This is a genomic window from Streptomyces sp. NPDC043176 (genome assembly GCF_056436715.1).
On record NZ_JBWKCA010000015.1, the window covers coordinates 1 to 24,574 of the forward strand.

Here is a 24,574-nt window from a genome sequence, read left to right on the forward strand (position 1 = left end):
GGGGCGCGGGGGGGGGGGCCCGCGCGCGCCCCCCCGGGGCTGTCCCCCCCCACGCCCCCCCCCCCCCGCCCCCCCCGGGCGGCGCCGCCCGCCGGGGGGGGGGGGGGGGGGGGGCCCCCCCCCCCCCCCCCGCCCGATGGCCCGCCGTGGCCCCTCAGGGCCGGGGGCTCGTCGACTTGACCAGGAGGCCACCGAGCACGCCCGCGAGCAGCATGAGGCCGGCCGCGCACCACAGAGCGGCGGAGTAGCCGGCGAGGACCGCCGCCTGGGTCTCCGCGATGGTGTCGCCCATCGACTCGGAGAGGTCGAAGCGGTCCAGCAGGATGCCGCTTTCGAGGGCCTCCCGCAGACCCTCGGGAATACCCGACACGCCGCGCACCCGCTCCGAGATCACCGTGGCGAGGACGGTGGCGACCAGCGGGGTGGCGAGGACCCCGCCGAGGTTCTGTGCGGTGAGGACGACCGCGGCCGTCCCGCCCGGGTTGCGGTCCAGCGCCGTGCCGGCGGCGGTGGCGATGAGGGGGGAGAGCGCGAGACCGAGACCGGTCCCGACCAGGAGGAGGGCGGGCAGGACCAGGGCGGCGTACGAGCTGTCCACCTCCAGACGGGTCAGCAGGGCCGTGCCGACCGCCGCGAGGACCAGGCCCGACGAGATCAGCGGGCCCGGCGCGGCCCGGTGCTGGAGGCGGGCGGAGACCTGGGTGGAGACGATCAGGAGGGCGGCCGCCAGGGGCAGCAGCACCAGGCCGATCCGGGACGGCAGGTTGTCGTGGGCGCTGCTCAGGTAGCGGTACAGGATCAGGAACAGGCCGGACGTTCCCATGCCCGTGAGGAGCAGGGCGAGGAGGGCGCCGAGACGCCCGCGGTCCCGGAACACGTGCGGCGGGGCCAGCGGGTCGCCCGTGTGGTTCTGCCACCAGACGAACGACACGAGCAGGGCCACGCCGGCCACGAGCAGCAGCAGGGTCAGCGGGTCGGCCCAGCCGCCCTGCCGCGAACCGTCCGAGCCGAGCGACGACTCGGCCTTCACGAGGGCGAAGCCGAGGGCCGCGAGAGCGCCGGTGCCGAGCAGGACGCCGAGCGCGTCGAAGCGGACGGGGGCGCGGCCCCGCCGGTCGTCGGCGACACCGCTCGCCACCGCGGCGGCCACGGCCGCGAGCGGAACGGCGGCGTACAGGCACATGCGCCAGCCCACGCCCTCGACCAGCCAGCCGCCCGTGAAGTCGCCGATCACCAGGCCACCGCCGGCGAACCCGGCGTAGAGCCCGAAGGCCCTGCCTCGTTCCTTCGGATCGGTGAACCCGCCGGCCACCAGGGCCAGGGCGGCGGAGGAGGCCAGTGCGGCGCCCACGCCCTGCAGGATCTGCGCCACGACGAGCAGCGCCGTGGCGGGCGCCGAGCCTCCGGCCACGGAGGCCGCCGCACACACCCCGAGACCGACGAGCAGGGTCCTCTTGCGGCCCAGGAGATCGGCGATGTGCCCGCCGAGCAGCAGCAGCGCGCCGAAGGCAAGACCCTGGGCGAGGAGCGTCACCCACAGGGCGTCCGTCTCCATGCCCAGATCGGGCATCGCGGACGGCAGCGCCGTGTACGCGGCCGACGTGCCGATCGCCACCACGAGCTGCGCCAGCACGGCCGCCGTCAGCCCCCACCACCGCCGGGGAGAGGCGCCGGGGACGTCGGGCGGGAGCGCGGGAAGGGCCCAGACGCCCGGCACCGGGCCGCCGGCCGGCCCGAATCCCGGCGGCGGCCGGTGGTCGACCGGGGCCGTCGGGGTGTACGCGGGCGGTTGCGGGGGCGCCTGCGGCTGGGCGGGGATCCGCGGGTCCGGCGGGTCGGTGACCCGTGCCTCCGGCGCGAAGTCGAGCAACCCGGCCGCGTGTCGGCCGAGTTGGGCGAGGACGGAGCCGGGCAGCCACTCCTCGGCCCGGTCGGGCACCGTGCGGGCCGCCACGTCGGCGGGGGTGGGCCGTCGCGCCGGGTCCTTGTGCAGGCACTCGCGCACGAGGTCGACGAGCGAGTCGGGTACGCCGGTCAGGTCGGGCTCCTCCTCCGCGATCCGGAACAGGTGCGCGTGCAGACCGGTGTCGGTGGCGCCGAAGAGGAGCCGCCCGGTGGCCGCGTAGACGAGGACGGCACCCAGGCAGAACACGTCGCTGGCCGGGGTGAGTTCGAGGCCGCGCACCTGCTCGGGGGACATGAACCCGGGCGAGCCGATGAGCATCCCGGTGCGGGTGCGCAGGCTGTCGCCGCCGAGGCCGTCCATCGCGCGGGCGATCCCGAAGTCGATGACGCGGGGCCCGTCCACCGTCACCAGCACGTTGGACGGCTTCAGGTCCCGGTGGATGAGGCCCGCGCCGTGGACGGACCGGAGGGCCACGGCGAGGCGGTGGGCCAGGGTGCGGACGGAGTGCTCGGGCAGCGGGCCGAAGTCCCGGGCGACCACGGTCGTCAGGTCGGGGCCCGGGATGTACTGGGTCGCCACCCAGGGCACCGGCGCCTCGGTGTCGGCGTCGAGGACGGCGGCCGTCCAGTCGCCGCCGACCCGCCGGGCGGCCGCGACCTCGCGCGCGAACCTCTGGCGGAATTCGGGGTGCTGGGCGTGCTCGGCCTGCACGACCTTCACCGCGACGGTCCGGCCCGCTTCCGACCGCCCGAGGTAGACCAGTCCCATCCCGCCCTCGCCCAGCCGGGCGATGAGACGGTACGGACCGATGCGCGTCGGATCTTCGGTGATCAACTCTTCCACGCCGGTAACATAGTTGAGGCTCTCGATCCCCCGCGCCGGATCGCCCCGATCCATGGCCGAAGCCACCGGCTCCGCATCGGCGCGGCCGGACGGCGGGGCACCGATAGGGTGCCCTGCGGCAACAGTGGTCCGCGTGGGGAGACTTGGTTCATGAGCGGTCAGCAGTCGGGGCGAGGCGGCGGCGGAGTGGTGTTCCATCCGCTCGCCGCGGACGATCCCACCACGGTCGCGGGCTACCGGCTCGCCGCCAGGCTCGGGGCAGGCGGCATGGGGAAGGTGTACCTGTCGTACACGCCCGGCGGCCGGCCCGTCGCCATCAAGCTGATCCGCCCCGAGTTCGGCGAGGACGCGGAGTTCCGCCGCCGGTTCGCCCAGGAGGTGCGCTCCGCCCAGCGCGTGCAGGGGCTGTTCACGGCGCCGGTGATCGACGCCGACCCGGACGGCGCGCAGCCCTGGCTGGCCACCGCGTACGTCCCGGGCCCCTCGCTCGCCGACGCCGTCGTGGCGCACGGGGCACTGCCCGTGGAGACGGTGCTGCTGCTCGTCGCGGGGATGGCCGAGGCCCTGCACGTGATCCACGGTGCCGGGATCGTGCACCGCGACCTCAAGCCGTCCAACGTGCTGCTCGCCGCCGACGGCCCCCGCGTCATCGACTTCGGCATCGCGCACGCGGCCGACGCGACCTCGCTCACCGGCAGCGGCGTCACCATCGGCACCCCGTCGTTCATGGCCCCCGAACAGGCCGCGGGCAGCAAGGTCACGCCCGCCACGGACATCTTCGCGCTCGGCCAGGTCGCGGCGTACGCGGCGACCGGGGTGCCCGCGTTCGGCGAGGGCACCTCGCACGGAGTGCTGTACCGGATCGTGCACGAGGAGCCGGACCTGAGCGCCGTGCCGGAGCGGCTGCGCGAGCTGATCGCGCGCTGCCTGGGGAAGGACCCGGAGACGCGGCCGTCGATCTCCGAGGTCATCCGGCTCTGCCAGGTGGCGAACGCGTCGACGGTGCTGCGGCGGCCCGAGGACTGGCTGCCCGGTGCGGTCTCCGCCGACATCACGGCCCGGACGGCGGCTCCGGCCCCCCTCCAGGCGCCGCCCCCGCCGACCGTCGCCCCCGTGGCGGGCTACTCGCCGGCCGTGCCGACCGGCCCCTCCGTGGCGTACCCGCCGACGGCGCCCGCCGGGCCCGCCGCCGGCTACTCCCCCACGGCTCCGGGCGCTCCCGCGGTGCCGGCCGCCCCGCCCGCGGCGTTCGGCCCCCCGGCGGGGCAGCAGCCTCCGCAGGGTCCCCACCGGACGCCCGCGCCCCACCCGGCGCCGCCCGCGGCCGCGTACGCCCCCACGCAGGGCCCCGCCCATCCGGGGACGTATCCGCGGGCCCCGTATCCGCAGCCCGGCGCGCCCGGCGTCCGGCCGGCTCCCGCCAAGCGGGGCCTGCTGGTGGCCGTCGCCGCCGCGGTGGCCTTCGCCGTCGCGGGCAGTGTCACGGCGTACGTGGTCCTGAAGGACGACGACAAGGGGCGGACGACGGCGGACGGCGGGAAGCCGAGCGGCCAGGGCGGCGGGGGCGCGAGCGGGGACGGACCGGCGGGCGCCACCACCGGGGCGAAGCCGTCGTCGGCGCCGGAACCGAAGGCGTACGACTTCGAGGCGATCAACCTCACCGCGGGCTACCACCTGACCCTCGGCGACGACACCGTGCGCCCCCAGGCCGGGGAGGACGGCGGGTACGAACTCTCGTACGACACCGGCGGTTACCTGGACGCGGAGAGCAGCGGTGGCAGTCTGGTGCTGCTCGACCCGGGGCAGGAGGGGTCCCTCGCCACGTGCCGGGCGGAGACGCGGTTCACCGAGAACATCTACGTGAACAAGCTGTCCACGGGTCGTCAGGTCTGCGTCACGACGGGGTCGGGACACCTGGGTCTCGTCACCGTCAGGGGTCTGTCTCCCGAGGACTCGCCCAGTACGTACATGACGATCGACGTGACGGTCTGGCGGAACGCGGCCGCCTCCTCGTAGGAGGCGGTCAGCGGGCTGCCGCCTTCGTGCCGATCTCCGCCCAGACCGTCTTGCCGTCGTCCGTGTAGCGCACCCCCCAGTCGTCGGCGAGGGAGGCGCAGATGAGGAGGCCCCGGCCGCCCTCGTCGACCGCCTTGGCGTGGCGCAGGTGCGGGGCGGCCTGCCCGGCGTCGCTGACCTCGCAGACGAGCCCGGAGCCCTCCTTCATCAGACGGAGGGTGACCGGCGCGGCGCCGTAGCGGATGGCGTTGGTGACGAGTTCGCTGGCGACGAGCGCCACGGAGAAGGGGTCGACGCGGAGGTCCCACCGGGCGACGCGGTCCTCGACGAGGGTGCGGGCGGTGCCGACCTCCGCGAAGTCGAAGGGGATGTCCCACGCGGCCAGTTCCTCCGGGGAGAGCCGGCGGGTGCGGGCGAGCAGCAGGACGCGGTCCGGGGCGAGGAGCCGTTCGAGGTCGTCGGCCATGGCCTCCGGGTCGCGGTCGGGCCGGGAGAGCGCGGCCATGACGCCGTCCGCCCGGGCACCCTCGTCGCCGGGCGGGGGCGCGGAGGCCAGGCAGAGGGTGCTGCCCTCGGGGAGCGCGTGGGTCGCGCAGGCGAACGGCGGGCCCTCGGCCCCGAGCAGGGGCCCGTCCTCGACGGGCCGGTCGTCGACCGTCCCGTCGGGGCGCACGACGGCGAAGAGGGAAGTGCCCGCGCGGGCGACGTCGAGGCGGCCGGTGGCGGGGTCGTACACGGCGATCGTGCAGCCGGCGGTCGGCTCGTCGGCGCCGTGTGCGGCCGCCTGCTCGCCGGAGAGGCGGCGCGCGGTGGTGTGCAGCCGGGCCAGGATCTCGTGCGGGTCGAGGTCGAGCGTGCTCAGGCTGTGGACCGCGGTCCGCAGCCGGCTCATGGTGGCGACGGCGCTCAGCCCCGGGTGCTCGACCTGCCCGGCGACCAGGGCGACCCGGGCTCCGGGCAGCGGGATGACGTCGTACCAGGATCCGGCACCGGTGCCGCCCGGGCGGTGGCGCTGGGCGACGTCGACGGCCCGCTGGGTGGCCTCGTGCTGGCGCAGCGGCCAGCTCTGCAGCGCGTACATCACGATGTGCTCGCGCGTGAAGCGCAGGGCGTTCTCCAGGCAGGTCGCCGTGCGGGCGGCCAGGGCGGCGGCGAGCGCGAGGTCGTCGCCTCCGTACGGTTCGGCGCCGGGCCCCCGGTGGAAGGCGACGGCTCCCAGCACCTGTCCGTGCGCGGTCAGCGGGGCGACGAGGCCGAGCGCCGCCGGGTGGCCGCCGGCCGCCGGCGCGGCGGGCAGCAGGGTCGCCTCCGCCGGCAGCGCGTCGCCGAAGACGCCCGGCAGCAGGACCGGGCCGACGTCCGGCACGGGGGGACCCGCCGGTGTACGGCCGGCGGCGGCGCAGCGCAGCAGCGGTGCCGTTTCGGCGGCCTCCAGGGCGGGGTCCTTGCCCCTCAGTACGGTGTCGGTGAGGGCGACGACCACCGCGTCCGCGAACCGGGACAGCGTCACGTCGACGAGTTCGCGGGCGGTGCGCTCCACGTCCAGGCCGGTGCCGATCCGCTCGTGCGCGTCGTGCAGGAGGTCGAGCCGGGCGCGGGCGCGCTCGCGGTCGGTGACGTCGGTGCTCGTGACGACCAGGCCGAGCACGTGTCCGTCCGCGTCCTCCAGACGGTGGACGGAGACCGAGAGGACGGGCGGGCGGTGCGCGCCGGGGAGGGGGCGGGCGGTGACGAGGTGGTCGGTCACGGGGCGGCCGGTAGTGAGGACGTCGAGCAGCACGGCCCCGTCGAACGCCACTCCCAGGATGGCGTACGCCTCCGCCGCCGGACGGCCGACGACCCGTTCGGCGGGGATGCCGCGCAGGGCCGCCGCGACCTTGTTCACCTTGATCACGCGCAGGTCCTGGTCCAGCACGTGCAGGCCTACCTGGGCCTGGGTGAAGACGGCTCCCAGGACCGCTTCGTTCCAGGTGTTCCCGTCCACCGTGACCAGCGGCTGTTCCGCGTCCACTCGCCCCTCCCGCAGGGATGTCCGGCCGGCCGGCGGCCCTCGGGCCCGTCCCGCGCTGTCCGGGCACGACGGACGAGGGCGTGGCCGAGGTGCTCCCGCCGCTCCCCCGAGCCTCCCTCACCCCGGCGCATCCCGCGAACGGACGACTGCGGCGGCGCTTCGGGCGGCGGCCCGTCGGGCACGTGGGCGGGGCGGGACGGGCGACCGCCCGTCGCGGAGGTGGTCGGGGCGGGATGGGCCGTCCGGGCGACGGGCCTTCAGGAAACGGCCACCGCACGGTACTTCCTGGGGGGCAGGCAAGTACGGACCTTCTTGGGCGCAGTGGCGGAAAAGTATGCGCGGGATTGAATGCCGATCCGATCACGACTGTTCCGAACTGATCAACAACGCCTCTATAGTGCCGTCGTTGCGACACCCCTTCCCCTGTGTGCCCGCCCCCGAGAGTCTGGTCGATGCCGGCGTCACCCACCCCCTTCCGCCCTGCCCTGATCGCCTCGCTGCTGACCGCCGCCGCGGGTGGCGCGCTCGCCGCCGCGGCCGTCGCCGCGGCACCGGGCGGGGTCCGCACCCCACTGGGCTGGCTCGGCACCTGCGGTGTCCTGCTGCTCTCGGCCTCGGCCTTCGCCGTGACCTGGTACGCGCGGACCTCGCGAGCCCTGAGCCGGCGCGCCGAGACCCTCGCGGCCGAGATCGCCTCCAAGGACGCGTACGCCGCCCGGTTCACGGCCGCCGCCGAGCGCGAGAGGGTCGCGCTCGAGGAACGGCACGCGGCGGAGACCGCCGCCGCCGAGGCCGCCCACACGGCGCGTGCCGAGGACCTCGTACGGTCCCACGCCGCCGAGGTGGCCGAACTCGCCCGGCGGACGGCCGCCGCCACCGAACTCCTCGAAGTCCGGCTTCGCCGCGCCGAGTCCGGCCGGTCCGCCGCCATGGCCGCGGCGGCCAACGCCGCCGGCCGCATGCAGGCACTCGCCACGAGCATGCTCGCCGACCTGCGCGAGATGGAGAACCGGCACGCGGACGAGGACGTCCTCACCGACCTCCTCCACCTCGACCACCGGACCGCGCAGGCCGGCCGCCTCGCCGACTCCGTCGCCGTGCTCAGCGGCGCCCGGTCCGGCCGCCGCTGGGCCCGACCGATCGTCATGGAGTCGATCCTGCGCGGCGCGATGGGCCGGATCAGCGGCTACCAGCGGGTGCGGCTGCACTCCAGCAGCGACGCGGCCGTCGCGGGCCACGCCGCCGAAGGCGTCATGCACGCGCTGGCCGAACTCATGGACAACGCGGCGAACTTCTCGCCGCCCACCGCCGAGGTCCACGTCTACGTGGAGGAGGTTCCGGCCGGCGTCATCATCGCCGTCGAGGACAGCGGCCTGGTGATGAGCGACGTCCAGCAGCGCCGTGCGGAGGCCGCCGTCGGCTCCGCCCCGCAGGACCTGGCCGGCCTGTCCGGCACCCGGCTCGGCCTCGCGGTCGTCGGCCGCCTCGCGCGCAAGCACGGCCTCACCGTGTCCTTCCGCCCGTCGGCCCGCGGCGGCACCGGCGCGCTCCTGATGCTGCCCCAGGAACTCATCAGCCACGCGCCCGTGGAACCGGCCGTCGCCCCGGCCGACCCGCTGCCGCCCTTGTCCGGCCGCGGCGTGGCCGCGCCCGCGCCGACCGCCGCCCTTCCGGCGCCCGCACCCGTCCCCGAGCCCGAGACCGCGCACGACAGCGCCGCCGAGAGCACCGGCGAGCACCCTCGGTTCGGCGAGAGCGGACTGCCCCAGCGGCGGCGCGGCCGGGCGATGGCCGCCGCCCACCCGGACGGCCCCGAGACCGCGGCGGGCGCGCCCGCCGCGGGCCCGCGCACCGGCGCCGCGGCCGGCGCGGCGAACCGGTTCGGCACGTTCCGCCGGGCGGTCCGCGGCACCGCCGTCCGCCCGGACGAGGAGCCGCGGGACCCCTCCCTGCCGCGGCCCGACACCACGGCGGACGCCCCGCACGGCCCCGACGCGGCCTCCTCGCCGTCCGCCGGTCCTGCCGTCGTCGCGCCCGTACGCGAGCCCCGGCCCGGCACTCCGTCCGACCCCGACGCGGCGCCCTCGCCCGCGACCGCGGCCGTCCCGTCCGGCGCCGTCTCCGCACCCGAAGCCACACCGTCCGAACCGGCCGGCCGCGCGTCCGAACCGCAGGCGCCCTCGCCGTCCTCGAACCCCCCGTACCCGGAAGGCACTCCGTAATGACCGGCTCCACCACCGACGAGAAGCTCAGCTGGCTCCTGGAGGGCCTGCTGGAACGCACCCCGGGCACCCGGCACGCCTTGGTGCTCTCCCGCGACGGGCTCAAGCTCTGCCGCACCCCCGAGCTCTCCGTCGACCAGGCCGACCAGCTCGCCGCGATCGCCGCCGGCATCCAGAGCCTGTCGCACGGTGCCTCCGTGGAGTTCGGGGACGGCACGGGCGGGGTCCGCTCCGCGATCGCCGAGTTCTACGGCGGCATCCTGTTCATCGTCGAGGCCGGCGAGGGGGCCCATCTCGCGGTCGTCGCCGACGAGGACGCCGACGCGGGCCTCATCGGCCACAACATGTCCGAGCTGGTGGAGCAGTTGGGCGAGCACCTGGTCGCGAGGCCCCGGGGATGAGCCGCGGCAGGCCGGGCCGGGACGACTCCCCCGACCGCCTCTACACCCTGACCGGCGGCCGCAGCCGCTCCGGTTCCGACGCCTTCGACCTGGTGACCCTGGTGGTCTCCGAGAGCGACCCGGTGCCCGGCATGCAGTCCGAGCACGTGGCGATCCTGCGCATGTGCCGCCTCCCCACGGCGGTGGTGGAGGTCGCGGCCGGGCTCGGTCTGCCGGTGTCGATCACGCGGATCCTGCTGGCCGACCTGCACGACACCGGCCGGATCAGCGCCCGTCATCCCCGCTCGTCGTACCGCCTTCCCGATCACGACATCCTGGAGCAGGTGCTCGTTGGACTCCGTAACCTCTGAACAGCGCCGTACCCTGCACAGCACCGCCGACAACGGACTGAAGATCGTCGTCGTCGGTGGGTTCGGAGTCGGCAAGACCACCCTGGTCCGCTCGGTCAGCGAGATCCGTCCGCTGAACACCGAGGAGACGATGACCCAGGCCGGCGAGGGCGTCGACGACACCGCCGGCGTGGCAGCCAAGTCGGCCACCACGGTGGCCTTCGACTTCGGCCGCATCTCGCTCGACGCCCACAACGTCCTGTACCTGTTCGGGGCGCCCGGCCAGGAGCGGTTCTGGTTCCTCTGGGACCGGCTGTTCTCCGGGACCCTCGGCGCGGTCGTGCTCGTCGACACCCGGCGGCTCGCCGACTCCTGGTACGCCATCGACCGTCTGGAACACCACGGGACTCCGTTCGTCGTCGCCTGCAACGACTTCGGCGGTCCCGCCCACACCCCCGCCCAGATCCGCGGGGCGCTCGACCTCGCCGACGAGGTCCCGCTGGTCTTCTGCGACGCCAGGTCGCGCGAGTCGAGCAAGCAGGTCCTCATCGCCCTCGTCGAGCACCTGCGGACCGTCGTCGCCCCGGCCGTGCGGCCGGTCCCGCAGCCGATCCCGGAGCCCGCCCCGTGACCCTCCCCGAACACCCGCCGGTCCTCCTGAGCGGGCCTCGGTTCCAGACCGACCCCAACGAGCTGTACCGGCAGATCCGGCGCGAGCACGGCGCGGTGGCCCCGGTCGTCCTCGACGGCGGCGTCCCCGCCTGGCTGGTGCTCGGCTACCGCGAGCTCCACCAGGTCACCAGCGACCCTGTGCTCTTCTCCCGGGACTCCGAGCTGTGGAACCAGTGGGACGCCATCCCGGCGGACTGGCCCCTGCTGCCCATGATCGGCCGCAAGCAGCCGTCCATCCTGTACACCGTCGGCGAGCGGCACCGCGAGCGCGCGGGCGTGATCTCCGGGGCGCTGGAGGCGATCGACCCGTTCGTCCTCAAGGAGCGGGCCGAGCGGTTCGCCGACGAGCTCATCGACGCGCTCTGCGGCAAGGGCGCCTGCGACATCATCGCCGAGTACGCGATGCTGCTGCCGGTACGGGTCCTCGCCAGCGTCTACGGCTTCGCCGACGAGCAGGGCCCGGCGCTCGTCACCGCCATGAACGACATGATCAACGGTCAGGAAGGCGCGCTGGAGGGCCAGCGCCATCTGGCGGAGTCCATGTTCGCCCTGCTCGCCGCGAAGGCGCAGACCCCCGGCGACGACGTCGCCTCCCGGATGCTCGGCAACACCGCCGGCTTCACCGTCGAGGAGGTCGCCCAGGACCTCATGGTGATGATGGCCGCCGGCCACCAGCCCACCGCCGACTGGATCGGCAACTCGCTGCGGCTGATGCTGACCGACGACCGGTTCGCGGCCTCCCTGTCCGGCGGCCGCCACAGCGTCGGCGAGGCGATGAACGAGGTGCTGTGGGAGGACACGCCCACCCAGAACGTCGCCGGGCGCTGGGCCTCGCGCGACACGCACCTCGGCGGGCGCCGGATCGGCGGCGGCGACCTGCTGCTCCTGGGCCTGGGAGCCGCCAACGCGGACCCGCACGTGCGGGCCGACGCGGGCCGGCTCACCGGCGGCAACAACGCCTACCTCTCCTTCGGCCACGGCGAGCACCGCTGTCCCTTCCCGGCACAGGAGGTCGCCGAGACCATCGCCCGGACGGGCATCGAGGTGCTGCTCGACCGGCTGCCGGACGTGGACCTCGCCGTCGCCGAGGGCGCCCTCGCCCGCCGCCCCTCCCCGTGGCTGCGCGGCCTCACCGCGCTTCCCGTGACGTACACCCCGACCCCCGCCCTTGGAGCACTCGGATGACCTGCCCGCACGCCCACGCCGCCGCGTCCGGCACCGACGCCATCACCCTGGACCCGTTCGTCGCCGACCTCGACGGCGAGAGCGCCCGGCTGCGTGCCGCGGGCCCGCTGGCCCGTGTCGTGCTGCCCGGGGGGGTGGCCTGCTGGGCCGTCACCCACCACGCCGAGGCACGGCGGCTGCTCACCGACGCCCGGCTGGTCAAGGACATCGGCGTCTGGGGCGCCTGGCAGCGCGGCGAGATACCCGTGGACTGGCCGCTGATCGGCCTCGCCAACCCCGGGAAGTCGATGCTGACCGTCGACGGCGAGGAGCACCGCCGACTGCGCACCCTGGTCGCGCAGGCGCTGACCGCGCGCCGGGTGGAGCGGCTGCGCGAGGGCATCGAGGCCCTGACCGAGGGCATGCTGGACCGGCTGGCGGAGCGCCCGGCCGGCGAGGTCGTGGACCTGAAGGCGGAGTTCGCCTACCCGCTGCCGATGAACGTGGTCAGCGACCTGATGGGCGTCGACCCGGCCGACCACCCGCGGATGAAGGCCCTGTTCGAGAAGTTCTTCTCGACGCAGACCCCGCCCGAGGAGGTGCCGCAGATGATGGCGGACCTGGGTGCGCTGTTCGCGGGGATCGTGGCGGGCAAGGCCGAGAAGCCGGGCGACGACCTGACCAGCGCGCTGATCGAGGCGTCGGAGGGCGGTGACCGGCTGAGCACGGAGGAGATCACCAACACCCTCCAGCTGATGGTGGCGGCCGGGCACGAGACGACGATCAGCCTGATCGTGAACGCCGTCGTGGCCCTGGAGACCCACCCCGAGCAGCGTGAGCTCGTGCTCTCCGGCGAGGTGCCGTGGGCGAACGTGATCGAGGAGACCCTGCGCTGGTCCACGCCGACCTCGCACGTGCTGATCCGCTTCGCCACCGAGGACATCGAGGTGGGCGACCGGATCCTGCCCGAGGGCGACGCGCTGATCGTCTCGTTCGGCGCGATCGGCCGGGACGAGGAGCAGCACGGACCGACGGCGGGCGCGTTCGACGTGACCCGTGCGCCGAACCGTCACATCTCGTTCGGGCACGGCCCGCACGTCTGCCCGGGCGCGGCCCTGTCCCGCCTGGAGGCGTCGGTGGCGCTGCCCGCGCTGTACGCGCGCTTCCCCGGGCTGCGGCTCGCCGTGGCGCGCGAGGAGCTGCGGAACAAGCCGGTGGTGACGCAGAACGACCTGTTCGACCTGCCGGTCGTCCTGGCCTGACGGCCACAGGCGTCCGGCAGCGTAGCAGCGGGGTTCCCTTCCCGGACGGAGAACGTCCTACTCTCCGCGCCCGCGCGTGTTCATGCGGTAGTCATGAGCCCGGGAGGGAACACCTTGATCTTCAGCCTGAGCCGCCGCCGGAAGTCTGTCCCCACGAGCACCGCTTGTCCGTACGCGACCGGTCCGGGCGCGCCCGCCGCGGCGGGCGCGCCGCCCGGGGCCGCGCCGGTGGACCGTCGGGCGGCCGAGGACTTCGTCCGCCAGTTCCACCGGGAGCAGCCGGCCGCCGGCGACGTGGAGCGCAGGATCCGCGAGGTCCGGTCCGAGATCGACCGGACCGGCGGCTACGAACACACCGCCGAGGAGCTGGCGTTCGGCGCCCGGGTCGCGTGGCGGAACGCGGCGCGCTGCATCGGCAGGCTCTACTGGCGGAGCCTCGTGGTGCGGGACCTGCGGCACGTGACGGCGGCCGACGACGTCGCCGCCCACTGCTTCGCGCATCTGCGGCAGGCCGGGAACGGCGGCAGGATCCGCCCGGTGATCTCCGTCTTCGCGCCGGACCGGCCGGGCCGCGCGGGGCCCCGGATCGTCAACGACCAGCTCGTCCGCTACGCCGGCCACCGCGCGCCCGACGGCCGTTGGACCGGCGATCCGCGCGGCGCGCCGCTCTCCGATCGGGCCGTCGACCTGGGCTGGAAGCGGAACGAGGACCGGTTCCAGGTGCTGCCGCTGATGGTCGAGGAGCGTCCCGGCGCGCGCCCCGAGTGGTACGAACTGCCCGACGACGCCGTGCTGGAGGTGGCGCTGCGCCATCCCGACCACGCGTGGTTCGCGGAGCTGGGGCTGCGCTGGTACGCGGTGCCGGCGATCAGCGACATGGCCCTGGAGATCGGGGGCGTGCGCTATCCGGCGGCGCCGTTCAACGGCTGGTACATGGGCACGGAGATAGGCGCCCGCAACCTCGCCGACGCCGAGCGCTACGACCTGCTCCCGGTGGTCGCCGACCGGCTGGGTCTGGACCGGTCGAGCGAGCGCACCCTGTGGCGGGACCGGGCGCTGGTCGAGCTCAACGTGGCGGTGCTGCACTCCTTCCAGGAGGCGGGGGTGACGATGGCCGACCACCACACGGAGTCCGAGCGCTTCCTCCGGCACATCGACCGCGAGAGCCGTCTGGGCCGGGCCACCCCGGCCGACTGGAGCTGGATCGTCCCTCCCGTCTCGGGCTCCGCGACGCCGGTCTTCCACCGCTACTACGACCCCGTGGACCCGTCGCTGCGACCGGCGTTCCTCCCGCGTCGATCCTGAGCGGTGCCCCCTGTCGCCCCCGCGGGTGGGGCGTGACTCCCTAGGGGGCCGAGCTCTCCAGGATGCCCTTGAGGGCGAGTTCGTCCCTGGGCATCTCCTTGCGCACGTGGGGGCGTACGACGAGGGGGACGAGGGCCTTGCCGATGCCGTGCCCCTCGAAGTCGAGGGAGAGGGTCAGGCGTGACCGTCCGCCGTCGCCGAGGGGTTCGATGGTGCCCCGGACGTCGCCGCGCACGGGGCCGTCGATGCCGTGGATGTGCCAGTGCCTCGGCGGATCGAGTTCGATGACCTGCATGACGGTGGTGACTTCGCGGCGGCCGAGGCGGCGGGTGACGGCGACCTTCGAGCCGACGCCGAAGGGGGCGTCCCCGATCCTGCGGACCGAGACGGCGCTCTCCTGCCAGGCGGGCAGGTGCGTGGGGTCCGTGACGTAGCCGAAGACGTCGGCGGGCGGGCGGGAGATGTCGATGGATTCGGTGATGGCGGCCATGATGCCTTCTTCGTCCGACGGGAGGCCTCGCCGGTATCCGCTCACCGACGCGGACTCGTTGTCGCTTCATACGAATTCTCCCACTAGGGCCGGTGTCCGGCCAGCGCCGGTCTGAGTAGCGGTACTCATGCCGGAGACCTGCCCGGGCGGGACCATGACGCGAGGGCGGTGTACGGGCGCGGAGGGGGCGGCGATGCGCAAGGTCGTGGGTGGTCTGGTGGCGGCGGGGCTGGCGGTCGGCGCGCTGGTGCTCGCGTACGCGGTGGGAGCGCCGCCGGGGACGGTACTGGCCGTGGGGGCGGGGGTGCTCGCGCTGCTCTGGCTCCTGATGCTCCTGACGACGCCGTGGAACCTGTACTTCCGGGCCCACGCGGTGCTGGCGGAGATCGCGGTGAGCCGGGGGAAGGGGATCGAGGTCTCCGAGGAGCGGGACACCGAGGCGCGGCGCATCGCGCGGGTGATGCTGCGGGTCGCCGTGGCCGGGCACCTGGCGACCGCCGCCGTGGCGGTGGGGGTCACGGTGGCGACCGGCCGCGAGGCGGGGTACTGGTGCGCGGGCCTCTTCCTGGCGAGCACGTTCTTCCGGCCGGCCGGCGCGTACTTCGGGCAGTTGCGGCGCAGGCTCGGCACCCTGCTCGGGGAGGTCACGTACCCGCGCGACGACGTGGTGGCGCTCCGCGACCGGGTGGCCGCCCTGGAGAGCGGCGCGTCGGTCCTCGACGACAAGGCGGAGGAGCAGTACCGGGCCCTCGCCGAGCTGCGCCGCACCGCGGACGCGATCGCCCTCTCCGCGCACGAGCGCGCCGATCGGACCGACCGCAGGATCGCCGCCCTGGCGCGGGAGTTCGAGTCGACGGTGAACCGGCTCACGGACAACGAGGAGATCATCACCGGTCTGAAGGCGTTCCTGAGGCTGCTGCGCGCCACCGACGCGGCCGACGGCTCGGCGCCGTCGTGACCGGCGGCGGTCCCACCCGCTTGCCGGTCTCCAGGTTGCGGCTAATGTCGATATATAGGCCATAGGTCCTGCCGACTGTCGTGTCGGCACGGCGAGGGGGATGGGGGGCGGACGAAAGGAGCCTCCCATGACCCGTACATTGCGGGCTGCGATAGCCCTGGCCGGAGCCGCCGCATTCTCCCTGGGCGCGGTGGCGACCAGCGGCGCGGCCCAGCCGGGCACGGGATCGGCGGCACAGGAGGACGTACGGATCGGCCTTCTGCTGCCGGAGAGCAAGACCACGCGGTACGAGAAGTTCGACCGGCCCTACATCGAGGCCAAGATCAAGGAACTGGCACCCGGGGCCCAGATCGACTACTACAACGCCGCGGAGAGCGCCACGACCCAGCAGCAGCAGGTCAACACCGCGCTCGCCAAGGGCGACAAGGTCCTCATCCTGGACGCCGTGGACGCCAAGTCGATCCAGTCCTCCGTGCAGAAGGCCCATGACGCGGGCGTCAAGGTCGTCGCGTACGACCGCCTCGCGCAGGGTCCGGTCGACGCCTACGTCTCGTACGACAACCGCAAGGTCGGCGAGCTCCAGGGCAAGGCGCTCCTGGAGGCGCTGGGCGACAAGGCCGGAAGCGGCGAGATCGTGATGCACAACGGTTCGCCGACCGACCCGAACGCGGCGGAGTTCAAGGCGGGCGCGCACTCGGTGCTCGACGGCAAGGTGAAGATCGGCAAGGAGTACGACACGCCGAACTGGGACCCGAACAACGCCAACCAGCAGATGTCCGGCGCGATCAGCGCCCTCGGCAAGGACAACATCGTCGGTGTCTACTCGGCCAACGACGGACTCGCCGCGGGCATCGCGACCGCTCTGAAGTCGGCGGGCATCAACGTCCCGCTGACCGGTCAGGACGCCCAGCTCGACGCGATCCAGCGGATCCTGCTCGGCACCCAGACCATCACCGTCGAGAAGCCGTACAAGCCGGAGGCCGACATCGCCGCGACGATGGCCGTCGACCTGGCCGAGGGCAAGAAGCTCCCGCCCGACCTGGTGCCCACCACCGTCACCAGCGGCAGTGGCCAGAAGGTCCCGGCGAACCTGCTGACCCCGGTCGTGGTCGACAAGAGCAACATCAAGGACACCGTCGTCAAGGACGGCCTGTACACGGTCGAGGAGATCTGCACCCCGACGTACGCGGCGGCCTGCAAGGCGGCCGGTCTGCAGTAGTGACGGGGTCCAGGCGCGCAGGGCTGGTCGAGGAGGCGGTTCCTTTGCCGGAGTCACCCGTGCTCACACTGCGAGGGGTCTCCAAACGGTTCGGCGCGGTCCAGGCGCTGAAGGGGTTCGATCTGGAGGTGCACCCCGGCGAGGTGGTGGCACTGGTCGGCGACAACGGCGCCGGCAAGTCCACCGCCGTCAAGGCGATCGCCGGGGTGAACCCGCCCGACGAGGGCGTCATCGAGTGGGAGGGCCGGCCGGTCTCCATCGGCCGGCCCCACGACGCCCAGAACCTCGGCATCGCGACCGTCTACCAGGACCTGGCGTTGTGCGACAACCTCGACGTGGTCGCCAACCTGTTCCTCGGCCGCGAGCTGCGCCGCTTCGGCGTGCTCGACGAGGTGCGGATGGACCAGCGGGCGCGCGAGCTGCTCGACACGCTGTCCATCCGGATCCCGAGCGTCCGTATCCCCGTGGCCTCCCTCTCCGGCGGTCAGCGGCAGACGGTGGCCATCGCCCGCTCGCTGATCGGCGCGCCGAAGGTGGTCATCCTCGACGAGCCCACCGCGGCGCTGGGCGTGGAGCAGACCGCCGAGGTGCTCGACCTGGTGGAGCGGCTCCGCGAGCAGGGCCTCGGGACGATCCTGATCAGTCACAACATGGTGGACGTGATGGCGGTCGCGGACCGGATCGCCGTCATGCGCCTCGGCCGGAACAACGGCTTCTTCGACAAGCGCTCCACGACCACCGAGGAGATCATCTCCGCCATCACCGGGGCCACCGACAGCGCCGTCACCCGCCGCCAGGCCCGTAAGCGGGAGGAGGAGCGATGAGCCGCGACCGTCGTGTCCAGGGCCCCGACGACGCCACGCAGGAACCGGCACCCGGTGCCCTGCCGGCCGTCGACAGCCGTCTCCTCGTCCGCGAGGAGGGCCTGAAGGGGTACCTCGGGGAGTTCCGCCGCAAGCTGCGCAGCGGTGAGCTGGGCTCGCTTCCCGTGGTGCTGGCCGTGATCATCATCTGGACGGTGTTCGGCAGCCTGGACAGCACGTTCCTGTCGGCCCAGAACCTGTCCGACCTCAGCCAGCAGATCGTCGGCACGGGCATGATCGCCGTCGGCATCGTCTTCGTCCTGCTGCTCGGCGAGATCGACCTGTCGGTGGGTTCGGTCAGCGGTCTGTGCGCCGCGGTCTTCGCCGTGCTCAACGTGCTGAACGGCATGAACGAGTGGCTGGCGCTGCTGGTCGCCCTGACGAGCGGTGCGGTGGTCGGTCTCATCCAGGGGTTCTTCTTCGCGAAGGTCGGCGTGCCCGCCTTCGTCGTCACCCTGGCGGGCAACCTCGCCTGGAACGGTCTCATGCTCCAGGTGCTCGGCACGAGCGGCACGGTCAACATCCCCGCCGAGAGCATCGTCGCCAAGCTCTACTCGACGGTCTTCCACAGCCCGGCCGCCGCCTACGTGACGGCGGCCGTCGGCGTCGGTCTCTTCCTTGCGGCCTCGCTGCTCGACGCGAGGCGGCGCCGGTCGGCCCGCGTGCCGTCGCGGCCCGTCGCCGAGATCGTGCTGCGCACGGTGGTGCTCGCCGCCATCGCGTTCGCCACCGCGTACATCCTGAACCAGTACCAGGGGCTGCCGCTCGCCCTGTTGATCTTCCTGATCCTGCTGGTCGTCCTGGACTTCGTGCTCCGGCGCACCACGTACGGCCGGCGGGTCTTCGCGGTGGGCGGCAACATCGAGGGTGCGCGCAGGGCCGGCATCAGCGTCCCGTTCGTGCGGATCACCGTCTTCTCCATATCCGGGACCATGGCGGCCGTCGGCGGCATCTTCCTCGCCGGACAGATCCAGTCGGCGAGCCAGACCTCCGGCGGCGGCAACCTGCTGATGAACGTGATCGCGGCGGCCGTCATCGGCGGCACCAGCCTGTTCGGCGGACGCGGCTCGGTGTGGTCGGCGCTGCTCGGCGCGCTGGTGATCGGGTCGATCCAGTCCGGCATGAACATCATGGGCGTCAGCAACGCCGTCCAGTTCATGATCACCGGTTCGGTGCTCCTGGCCGCCGTGGTCGTCGACTCGCTGTCCCGGCGCAGCCAGAAGGCCGCCGGCCGGGCCTGAGACCGCGGGGCCGGGGAAGGAGACGCCCATGCCGGAGGAGACGAGGTCCGAGGCGGGCAGGACGCACGGCCGTGACGAGACGGAGGAGGAACGGGCCGACCGGCGCTGGCAGGAACTCATGCAGGAGATCCGGGTGGCGCAGACCGGCGTCCAGATCCTCCTCGGCTTCCTGCTCACGGTGGCCTTCACCCCGCACTTCCAGGGACTCGGGCAGACCGACAAGAACATCTACGTCGTCACCGTCGTCCTCGGCTCCCTGGCGACGGGCGCGCTCATCGGCCCCGTCGCCTTCCACCGGATCGTCTCGGGCGGCCGCGTCAAACCCCAGGCGGTCGTCTGGGCCTCGCGGCTGACCTTCACCGGTCTCCTCCTCCTCCTGGCGACCCTCACCACCGCGCTCCTCCTCGTCCTCCGGGTCGTCACGCACGACACCTACGTGCCCTGGCTGGTCTCCGGCGTCCTCGCCTGGTACCTGCTCTGCTGGTTCGCGCTCCCGCTCTGGGTGCGCCTGCGCTACACGGACCGCGACTGACGCCGTCAGCGGCCCTCCCCCTCCGGCGTTCCCGGACCGATGGTGAGCTCGAAGTCGCCGTCGTACCTCTCGTGACCGGCGATCACGGCGACCTCGACGACCTCCCGGCCGACCTCGCCGCGGACGATCAGCGGGTCCTCGCGCAGATCGCGCATGAGCGCCACGCACATGCCGATCATCACCAGCACGAACGGCGCCGCCACCAGGATGGTGAGGTTCTGCAGGCCCGCCAGGGCGTCGCCCTGGCCGTCGCCGACGAGGAGCATGACGGCGGCGACCGCCCCGGTGACGACGCCCCAGAAGACGACCACGGGCCGGGCCGGTTCCAGGGCGCCGCGCTGGGAGAGCGCGCCCATGACGATCGAGGCGGCGTCCGCGCCGGACACGAAGAAGATCCCCACCAGGATCATCACCAGCAGGCTCATGGCCCCGGCGAGGGGGAACTCCTGCAGCACGCCGAAGAGCTGCCCCTCGGGGGTCGTCTCCCCGGCCAGCTCGCCCTGCTCGCGGAGCTTCATGGCCGTACCGCCGAAGACGGCGAACCAGACGAGGCTGACGGTGCTGGGGACCAGGATGACGCCCCCGACGAACTGACGGATGGTCCGGCCCCGGCTGATGCGGGCGATGAACATGCCGACGAAGGGCGTCCAGGAGATCCACCAGGCCCAGTAGAAGACCGTCCAGCTGCCCAGCCAGTCGTGGATCTCCGCACCGCTGGTCGCCTCGGTGCGTCCGGCGAGCTGCGGAAGGTCGCCGATGTAGGCGGCGAGGGAGGTGGGCAGCAGGTCGAGCACGATGATGGTGGGGCCCGCGACGAAGACGAAGAGGGCGAGCACGGCGGCGAGCACCATGTTGATGTTGGAGAGCCACTGGACGCCCTTCTCCACGCCGGAGACGGCGGAGAGCACGAAGGCCGCGGTCAGTACGGCGATGATGGCGACGAGCAGCCCGGTGCCCGCCTTCTCCATCCACCCGAGCTCCTGGAAGCCGCTGCCGATCTGCAGCGCGCCGAGGCCGAGGGAGGCGGCGGAACCGAAGAGGGTCGCGAAGATGGCCAGGATGTCGATGACCCGGCCGGGGCCGCCGTACGCCCGTCGTTCGCCCATCAGCGGGACGAAGACGGCGCTGATCGTCTGCCGGCGGCGGCGCCGGAACGTGGAGTAGGCGATGGCGAGGCCGACCACGGCGTAGATCGCCCACGGGTGGAGCGTCCAGTGGAAGAGCGTGGTGGCCATCGCGGTCTCCATCCGCTCGGCCGAGTCGACGGGGCGGGTGCCGGGCGGTGGCGTGCCGTAGTGGGCCAGGGGCTCGCTCACGCCGTAGAACATGAGGCCGATGCCCATGCCGGCGCTGAACATCATGGCGATCCACGACACCGTACGGAACTCGGGGTCCTCGCCCTCCTGGCCGAGGGTGATCCGCCCGTAGCGGCTGACGGCCAGCCACAGGGCGAACACCACGAACCCGGAGGCGACCAGCATGAACGCCCAGCCCCCGTTGCGGATCAGCCCGTCGAGGAGCTTGTCGGAGAGGCTCTCCAGACTGTCCGTGGCAGTGGCTCCCCAGACGACGAACGCCAGGGTGAGGACGGCGGTGACGCCGAACACGATCCAGTCCGTACGGGCCTGGGGGCGGTCGTGGCCGTCCGGCGGGTCCGCGGGCACGGGCCGCCCCCCTCCGCCGCCCCCTTCAGGACCGGCTCGACGGCCGTCGGGCTTCCGTTCTTCCTGCGACACGAAGGGCACCTTTCCGCACATCAGGAACAAATGTGACGATGTCTCGGTAAGGCAGTACCACAGGCGCAGGGCCGGTCGGGGGACACACGCGGGAGAGGCCGACGTATCCTCGGCCCGGCACGGCCGACGACGGACGGAAGAGGACGGGAACGGTGGCGGACAGACGCAGGACCGGCGCGACGGCCACCGACGGCGGTTCGGCCGCTCCCCCCACGGCCGCTCCCCCCACGGACGCGCCGGCCCCGGCGGCGCCGCTCGGCGCGCGGGCACGGGAGGCGGTGCTCCAGCGCATCGTGGACCGGCGGTACGCGCAGGGCGCGCGGCTGGTCGAGCGGGAGGTCGCCGAGGAGCTCGGCATGTCCCGCGTGCCGGTGCGCGAGGCGCTGCGCGCCCTGGTCACGGAGGGGCTCCTCGAGCTGCTGCCGCACAGCGGGGTGCGCGTGCGGCGGCTGGAGCGGGCCGATGTGGAGCACCTGTACGAGGTGTGGGAGCCGCTCGCGGTCCAGGCGTCGCGGCTCGCGGCGCGGGTCGTGGCGGCGGGCGGCACCGGCGGGCTCGACGCGCTCCGGAACACGCTGCGGCAGGCCGAGTCGGCGGCCGCCGCGGACGAGGGGAGCCGGGAGGTGGCCGCCCACACGGCGTTCCACGAGGGCGTCGTCGCCCTGACGGGCAATCCGCTGCTCGGGCGCACCATGGAGCAGTTGAGCTGGCAGCTGCGGCTGGTGTTCGGCCTGCGCGAGGAGCCCGCCCACATGCGCGCCCAGCACGCCGAGATGTACCGGCACATCGCCGCCGGTGACCCGGAGGCCGCCGCGGCGAGCACGCTGCTGCACGTGCGCGACAGCAGGTCCGTCGCCCTGCGGTCGCTCTTCGGCGACGCCTGACGCTCTTTGTATACCAGAAGCCGGAGAGCGGCACTCCCCCTGGTCGACACCTCTACGAAAGCCCGCTAATTCACGGCCTCTTCTTCACCCCCTTGTCGGCCGCCTTCGGCTTGGTATACAAAACGGGGAGTCATCGGCCTACCCCTGGAGCTCACCGTGCCCGTCGAAGCCGCCAGCCCGTCCCCCGCCTCCGCCACCGGCTCGCTCTCCCGCCGCGCGATGCTGGCCGGGGCCGCCGCCCTGGCGGGCACCACGGCGACGACGGCCGCCACGGCCGGCGCCGCCCACGCGGCCGGGGACGCCCGCGCGGCCGGGGACGGCACCGGTCACGCCGAAGCCGCCGCGTCCGGTGGCACGGGCCGCGGCGCGCGGACGGTGGTCTTCAGGAACGTGCGCGTGCTCGGTGCGGCGCGGGCCACGGACCTGGTGGTGGTCGACGGCCGCGTCGTCGACGGTCCGGCGCCGCGGGGCGCGAAGGTGGTCGACGGCGGCGGGCGGATCGCGCTGCCGTCCCTGGTGGACGCCCACATCCACCCCGACAAGACGACGTGGGGCGGGTCCTGGGTGTCGCGGCGACCGGCGAGCGGCATCGCCGACTACGTCGCCCAGGACGTGGAGCTGTTCCGCGGCCAGCGCCGCCCCGTCGCGGAACGCGCGTACGGTCTGATGTCCCACGCGGTCGCCCGCGGCACCCGGGCGATGCGCGCCCACGCCGACGTGGCGCCGGCCTACGGTCTCGCCGGGGCCGAGGGGGTGGCCGAGGCGCGTGAGCGGTTGCGGCACGCGCTCGACGTGCAGATCGTCGCGTTCCCCCAGCACGGCGTGATCCGTACGCCGGGCACCGCGGCGCTGCTGGAGAAGGCGGCGCGCACGGGCCTCGTCGACATGATCGGCGGCATCGACCCCCTCGGCTTCGACCAGGCCCTCGACGAGCAGCTCGACACCGTGTTCGGCATCGCGGACCGGCACGGCGTCGGCGTCGACATCCACCTGCACGACCGCGGCGAGAAGGGACTCGAGGCCGTGCGCGGCATCATCGACCGCACGCGCGCCCTGTCGCTCGCGGGCAAGGTCACCGTCAGCCACGTCTTCTGCCTGCCCGGCCTGACGGACCGTGAACTGGGCTCCGTCGCCGCCGACCTGGGCGAGCAGGACATCGCCCTCACCACGGTCGCGCCGTCCGACTCCCTGGTCCTGCCGATCGCCCGGCTGCGCGAGCACGGCGTACGGGTCGGCCTCGGCTCCGACGGGGTGCGCGACTCCTGGAGCCCGTTCGGGAACGCGGACATGGTGCACCGCGCGCACGTCCTCGGCTGGGTCACGGACGTCCGCCTCGACGACGAACTGACGGAGTGCTACCGCGTCGCGAGCCACGGCGGCGCGGACGTCATGGGCCTCGCGCACGCCGACTTCGCTCCCGGCGCCCCGGCCGACTTCGTCCTCGTCCGCGGCGAATGCCTGCCCCAGGTCGTCGTCGACATGCCCCGCCGCGACATGGTCGTGCACGGCGGCGTCGTGGTGGCCCGCGACGGGGAGTTCCTCGACTGACGCGGCGGGGAGACCCCTGGTGGAGGCGGCGAGGGGCGGGTGTTGCGTAGGCTCGAAGCGAGCGTTCCGCGTACCCGCACCACGCCGTCCCTACGACGAGGAGGACCCCATGACCACCGCCGAAGAAGGACGGCAGCAGCTGGACGCGGTCAGCGTGCTCAACGCGAAGCGGACCCTCCTCCAGCTGCTCGCCAGGGCGGGCGTCTGGTCCGGTGACGCCGAGGAGCTCATCGGGTTCGTCGAGGCCGGTGCCGTCGCGCTCGCGTACGAGGAGGTCGGCAAGGAACCCTGGCCCGCTCCGGAGGGGAAGGGCGAGCCGTACGCGTCCGGTTGGCTCGACGGCACCCGGGCCGTGACCGACGCGCTCGGCGAGGTCGCCGAGCGCGCCCTGCGGCGGGCCGTCGCCGCCGACCCCACGGCCGACTCCCCCGACGAACGCCCGCCCGTGGGACGGACGGAGGTCGCGCGGACCAAGGTCGCGATGACCCCGCTCTACCTGTCGTTCACGGACGAGTCGGACCTGGATCCGGAGGTCACCGATCAGGTGCTCAGGGCGGTGCTGGGCACGATGAGCTCCCGGCAGCGCTCCCGGTACGCGGGGCGCCTGACCGAGTTCGCGTCCACGCACCGCGCGCATCTGGAGCGGCTGTACGCGGAGTACGGCCCCGGCAGCGCGATCGCGATCCACGGCCGCTACTCGCTGGTCCACTCCCCCACCAGCGTCGCCGTACTGGAGCGGCTGGCCACGGCACCCGCCGCCCTGCACGAGGAGTGGGACGCCGCCGAGCTGCCGCCCGCCTGGCTGGACGGGCTGACCACGGCCTGGAGCGAGTCGCCGGCCTGACGGTGGGTCCGGGGAGCCGCCCGCCCGAGGGGCGGTCCGAAAAGCCCGTGGGCGCCCGGTCAGGGAAGCGGGCGACCCCTGGTGATCCACCTCCGGAGGAGATAGGTTAGGCTCACCTAACAACGCCT

Annotated in this window: 20 protein-coding genes; 16 read left to right on the top strand and 4 right to left on the bottom strand. The window is 73.8% G+C overall.

Going from position 1 to position 24,574, the window contains the following annotated elements:
- Positions 1-154: 154 nt before the first annotated feature.
- Entirely contained in the window at positions 155-2,749 is a 2,595-nt protein-coding gene (locus AC067A_RS23680; protein ID WP_479244468.1) for an MFS transporter, read from the bottom strand.
- Between the two features lie 150 nt (positions 2,750-2,899).
- Between AC067A_RS23680 and AC067A_RS23685 the strand changes: the two genes are divergently transcribed.
- Positions 2,900-4,765 (top strand): serine/threonine-protein kinase, encoded by a 1,866-nt coding sequence (locus AC067A_RS23685; protein WP_479244469.1) that lies wholly within the window; start codon positions 2,900-2,902, stop codon positions 4,763-4,765.
- A 7-nt stretch (positions 4,766-4,772) separates the two neighbouring features.
- Here AC067A_RS23685 and AC067A_RS23690 read toward each other — a convergent pair whose 3' ends face one another.
- A complete protein-coding gene (locus AC067A_RS23690) occupies positions 4,773-6,776 on the bottom strand; it encodes a SpoIIE family protein phosphatase (protein WP_479244470.1) in 2,004 nt (667 codons plus the stop codon).
- 452 nt (positions 6,777-7,228) lie between these two features.
- On the opposite strand from AC067A_RS23690, the gene AC067A_RS23695 reads away from it, so the two are divergent.
- From AC067A_RS23695 to AC067A_RS23725, 7 genes are all read left to right on the top strand, one after another.
- On the top strand, positions 7,229-8,998 hold the full coding sequence (locus AC067A_RS23695; protein ID WP_479244471.1) for a sensor histidine kinase: 1,770 nt from the start codon (positions 7,229-7,231) through the stop codon (positions 8,996-8,998).
- Complete coding sequence (locus tag AC067A_RS23700; protein WP_479244472.1) at positions 8,998-9,399, top strand: roadblock/LC7 domain-containing protein; 402 nt, start codon at positions 8,998-9,000, stop codon at positions 9,397-9,399. Before AC067A_RS23695 ends, AC067A_RS23700 begins: the two co-directional genes overlap by 1 nt.
- Positions 9,396-9,749 carry a DUF742 domain-containing protein gene (locus AC067A_RS23705; protein ID WP_479244473.1) on the top strand — a complete coding sequence of 118 codons (354 nt, stop codon included), beginning with the start codon at positions 9,396-9,398 and terminating at the stop codon, positions 9,747-9,749. The genes AC067A_RS23700 and AC067A_RS23705 overlap by 4 nt, the downstream gene beginning before the upstream one ends.
- On the top strand, positions 9,730-10,359 hold the full coding sequence (locus AC067A_RS23710) for a GTP-binding protein (protein WP_479244474.1): 630 nt from the start codon (positions 9,730-9,732) through the stop codon (positions 10,357-10,359). Before AC067A_RS23705 ends, AC067A_RS23710 begins: the two co-directional genes overlap by 20 nt.
- On the top strand, positions 10,356-11,585 hold the full coding sequence (locus tag AC067A_RS23715) for a cytochrome P450 (protein WP_479244475.1): 1,230 nt from the start codon (positions 10,356-10,358) through the stop codon (positions 11,583-11,585). The genes AC067A_RS23710 and AC067A_RS23715 overlap by 4 nt, the downstream gene beginning before the upstream one ends.
- The gene (locus AC067A_RS23720; protein ID WP_479244476.1) at positions 11,582-12,826 is read left to right on the top strand and encodes a cytochrome P450 family protein; all 1,245 of its coding nucleotides are present in this window, start codon (positions 11,582-11,584) and stop codon (positions 12,824-12,826) included. Before AC067A_RS23715 ends, AC067A_RS23720 begins: the two co-directional genes overlap by 4 nt.
- Before the next feature lie 93 nt (positions 12,827-12,919).
- On the top strand, positions 12,920-14,131 hold the full coding sequence (locus AC067A_RS23725; RefSeq protein ID WP_479244477.1) for a nitric oxide synthase oxygenase: 1,212 nt from the start codon (positions 12,920-12,922) through the stop codon (positions 14,129-14,131).
- Between the two features lie 40 nt (positions 14,132-14,171).
- Here AC067A_RS23725 and AC067A_RS23730 read toward each other — a convergent pair whose 3' ends face one another.
- Entirely contained in the window at positions 14,172-14,621 is a 450-nt protein-coding gene (locus AC067A_RS23730) for an SRPBCC family protein (protein WP_479244478.1), read from the bottom strand.
- Between the two features lie 193 nt (positions 14,622-14,814).
- Here AC067A_RS23730 and AC067A_RS23735 point away from each other — a divergent pair, with 193 nt between their 5' ends.
- The 5 genes from AC067A_RS23735 (at position 14,815) to AC067A_RS23755 (ending at position 19,434) form a co-directional block, all read left to right on the top strand.
- The gene (locus tag AC067A_RS23735; protein WP_479244479.1) at positions 14,815-15,579 is read left to right on the top strand and encodes a hypothetical protein; all 765 of its coding nucleotides are present in this window, start codon (positions 14,815-14,817) and stop codon (positions 15,577-15,579) included.
- Positions 15,580-15,706: 127 nt separating this feature from the next.
- Positions 15,707-16,798, top strand: a complete 1,092-nt coding sequence (locus tag AC067A_RS23740; protein ID WP_479244480.1) for a sugar ABC transporter substrate-binding protein — start codon at positions 15,707-15,709, stop codon at positions 16,796-16,798.
- A gap of 44 nt (positions 16,799-16,842) precedes the next feature.
- On the top strand, positions 16,843-17,622 hold the full coding sequence (locus AC067A_RS23745) for an ATP-binding cassette domain-containing protein (RefSeq protein WP_479244481.1): 780 nt from the start codon (positions 16,843-16,845) through the stop codon (positions 17,620-17,622).
- On the top strand, positions 17,619-18,902 hold the full coding sequence (locus AC067A_RS23750; protein ID WP_479244482.1) for a sugar ABC transporter permease: 1,284 nt from the start codon (positions 17,619-17,621) through the stop codon (positions 18,900-18,902). The genes AC067A_RS23745 and AC067A_RS23750 overlap by 4 nt, the downstream gene beginning before the upstream one ends.
- A 28-nt stretch (positions 18,903-18,930) precedes the next feature.
- Entirely contained in the window at positions 18,931-19,434 is a 504-nt protein-coding gene (locus AC067A_RS23755) for a DUF6328 family protein (protein ID WP_479244483.1), read from the top strand.
- Positions 19,435-19,439: 5 nt separating this feature from the next.
- On the opposite strand, the gene AC067A_RS23760 is transcribed toward AC067A_RS23755, so the two are convergent.
- The gene (locus AC067A_RS23760; RefSeq protein WP_479244484.1) at positions 19,440-21,170 is read right to left on the bottom strand and encodes a BCCT family transporter; all 1,731 of its coding nucleotides are present in this window, start codon (positions 21,168-21,170) and stop codon (positions 19,440-19,442) included.
- 152 nt (positions 21,171-21,322) lie between these two features.
- Here AC067A_RS23760 and AC067A_RS23765 point away from each other — a divergent pair, with 152 nt between their 5' ends.
- The 3 genes from AC067A_RS23765 (at position 21,323) to AC067A_RS23775 (ending at position 24,446) form a co-directional block, all read left to right on the top strand.
- Positions 21,323-22,054, top strand: a complete 732-nt coding sequence (locus AC067A_RS23765; RefSeq protein ID WP_479244485.1) for a GntR family transcriptional regulator — start codon at positions 21,323-21,325, stop codon at positions 22,052-22,054.
- Between the two features lie 219 nt (positions 22,055-22,273).
- On the top strand, positions 22,274-23,602 hold the full coding sequence (locus AC067A_RS23770; protein WP_479244610.1) for an amidohydrolase: 1,329 nt from the start codon (positions 22,274-22,276) through the stop codon (positions 23,600-23,602).
- A gap of 109 nt (positions 23,603-23,711) precedes the next feature.
- A complete protein-coding gene (locus AC067A_RS23775; protein WP_479244486.1) occupies positions 23,712-24,446 on the top strand; it encodes a hypothetical protein in 735 nt (244 codons plus the stop codon).
- Positions 24,447-24,574: the final 128 nt, after the last annotated feature.

Bases quoted from the DNA above. Each gene is read 5' to 3' on its own strand.
- AC067A_RS23725 (WP_479244477.1), top strand. From the start codon at position 12,920: ATGAGCCCGGGAGGGAACACCTTGATCTTCAGCCTGAGCCGCCGCCGG.
- AC067A_RS23700 (WP_479244472.1), top strand. From the start codon at position 8,998: ATGACCGGCTCCACCACCGACGAGAAGCTCAGCTGGCTCCTGGAGGGC.
- AC067A_RS23705 (WP_479244473.1), top strand. From the start codon at position 9,396: ATGAGCCGCGGCAGGCCGGGCCGGGACGACTCCCCCGACCGCCTCTAC.
- AC067A_RS23735 (WP_479244479.1), top strand. From the start codon at position 14,815: ATGCGCAAGGTCGTGGGTGGTCTGGTGGCGGCGGGGCTGGCGGTCGGC.
- AC067A_RS23750 (WP_479244482.1), top strand. From the start codon at position 17,619: ATGAGCCGCGACCGTCGTGTCCAGGGCCCCGACGACGCCACGCAGGAA.
- AC067A_RS23730 (WP_479244478.1), bottom strand. From the start codon at position 14,621: ATGGCCGCCATCACCGAATCCATCGACATCTCCCGCCCGCCCGCCGAC.
- AC067A_RS23685 (WP_479244469.1), top strand. From the start codon at position 2,900: ATGAGCGGTCAGCAGTCGGGGCGAGGCGGCGGCGGAGTGGTGTTCCAT.
- AC067A_RS23695 (WP_479244471.1), top strand. From the start codon at position 7,229: ATGCCGGCGTCACCCACCCCCTTCCGCCCTGCCCTGATCGCCTCGCTG.
- AC067A_RS23770 (WP_479244610.1), top strand. From the start codon at position 22,274: ATGCTGGCCGGGGCCGCCGCCCTGGCGGGCACCACGGCGACGACGGCC.
- AC067A_RS23740 (WP_479244480.1), top strand. From the start codon at position 15,707: ATGACCCGTACATTGCGGGCTGCGATAGCCCTGGCCGGAGCCGCCGCA.
- AC067A_RS23720 (WP_479244476.1), top strand. From the start codon at position 11,582: ATGACCTGCCCGCACGCCCACGCCGCCGCGTCCGGCACCGACGCCATC.
- AC067A_RS23755 (WP_479244483.1), top strand. From the start codon at position 18,931: ATGCCGGAGGAGACGAGGTCCGAGGCGGGCAGGACGCACGGCCGTGAC.
- AC067A_RS23775 (WP_479244486.1), top strand. From the start codon at position 23,712: ATGACCACCGCCGAAGAAGGACGGCAGCAGCTGGACGCGGTCAGCGTG.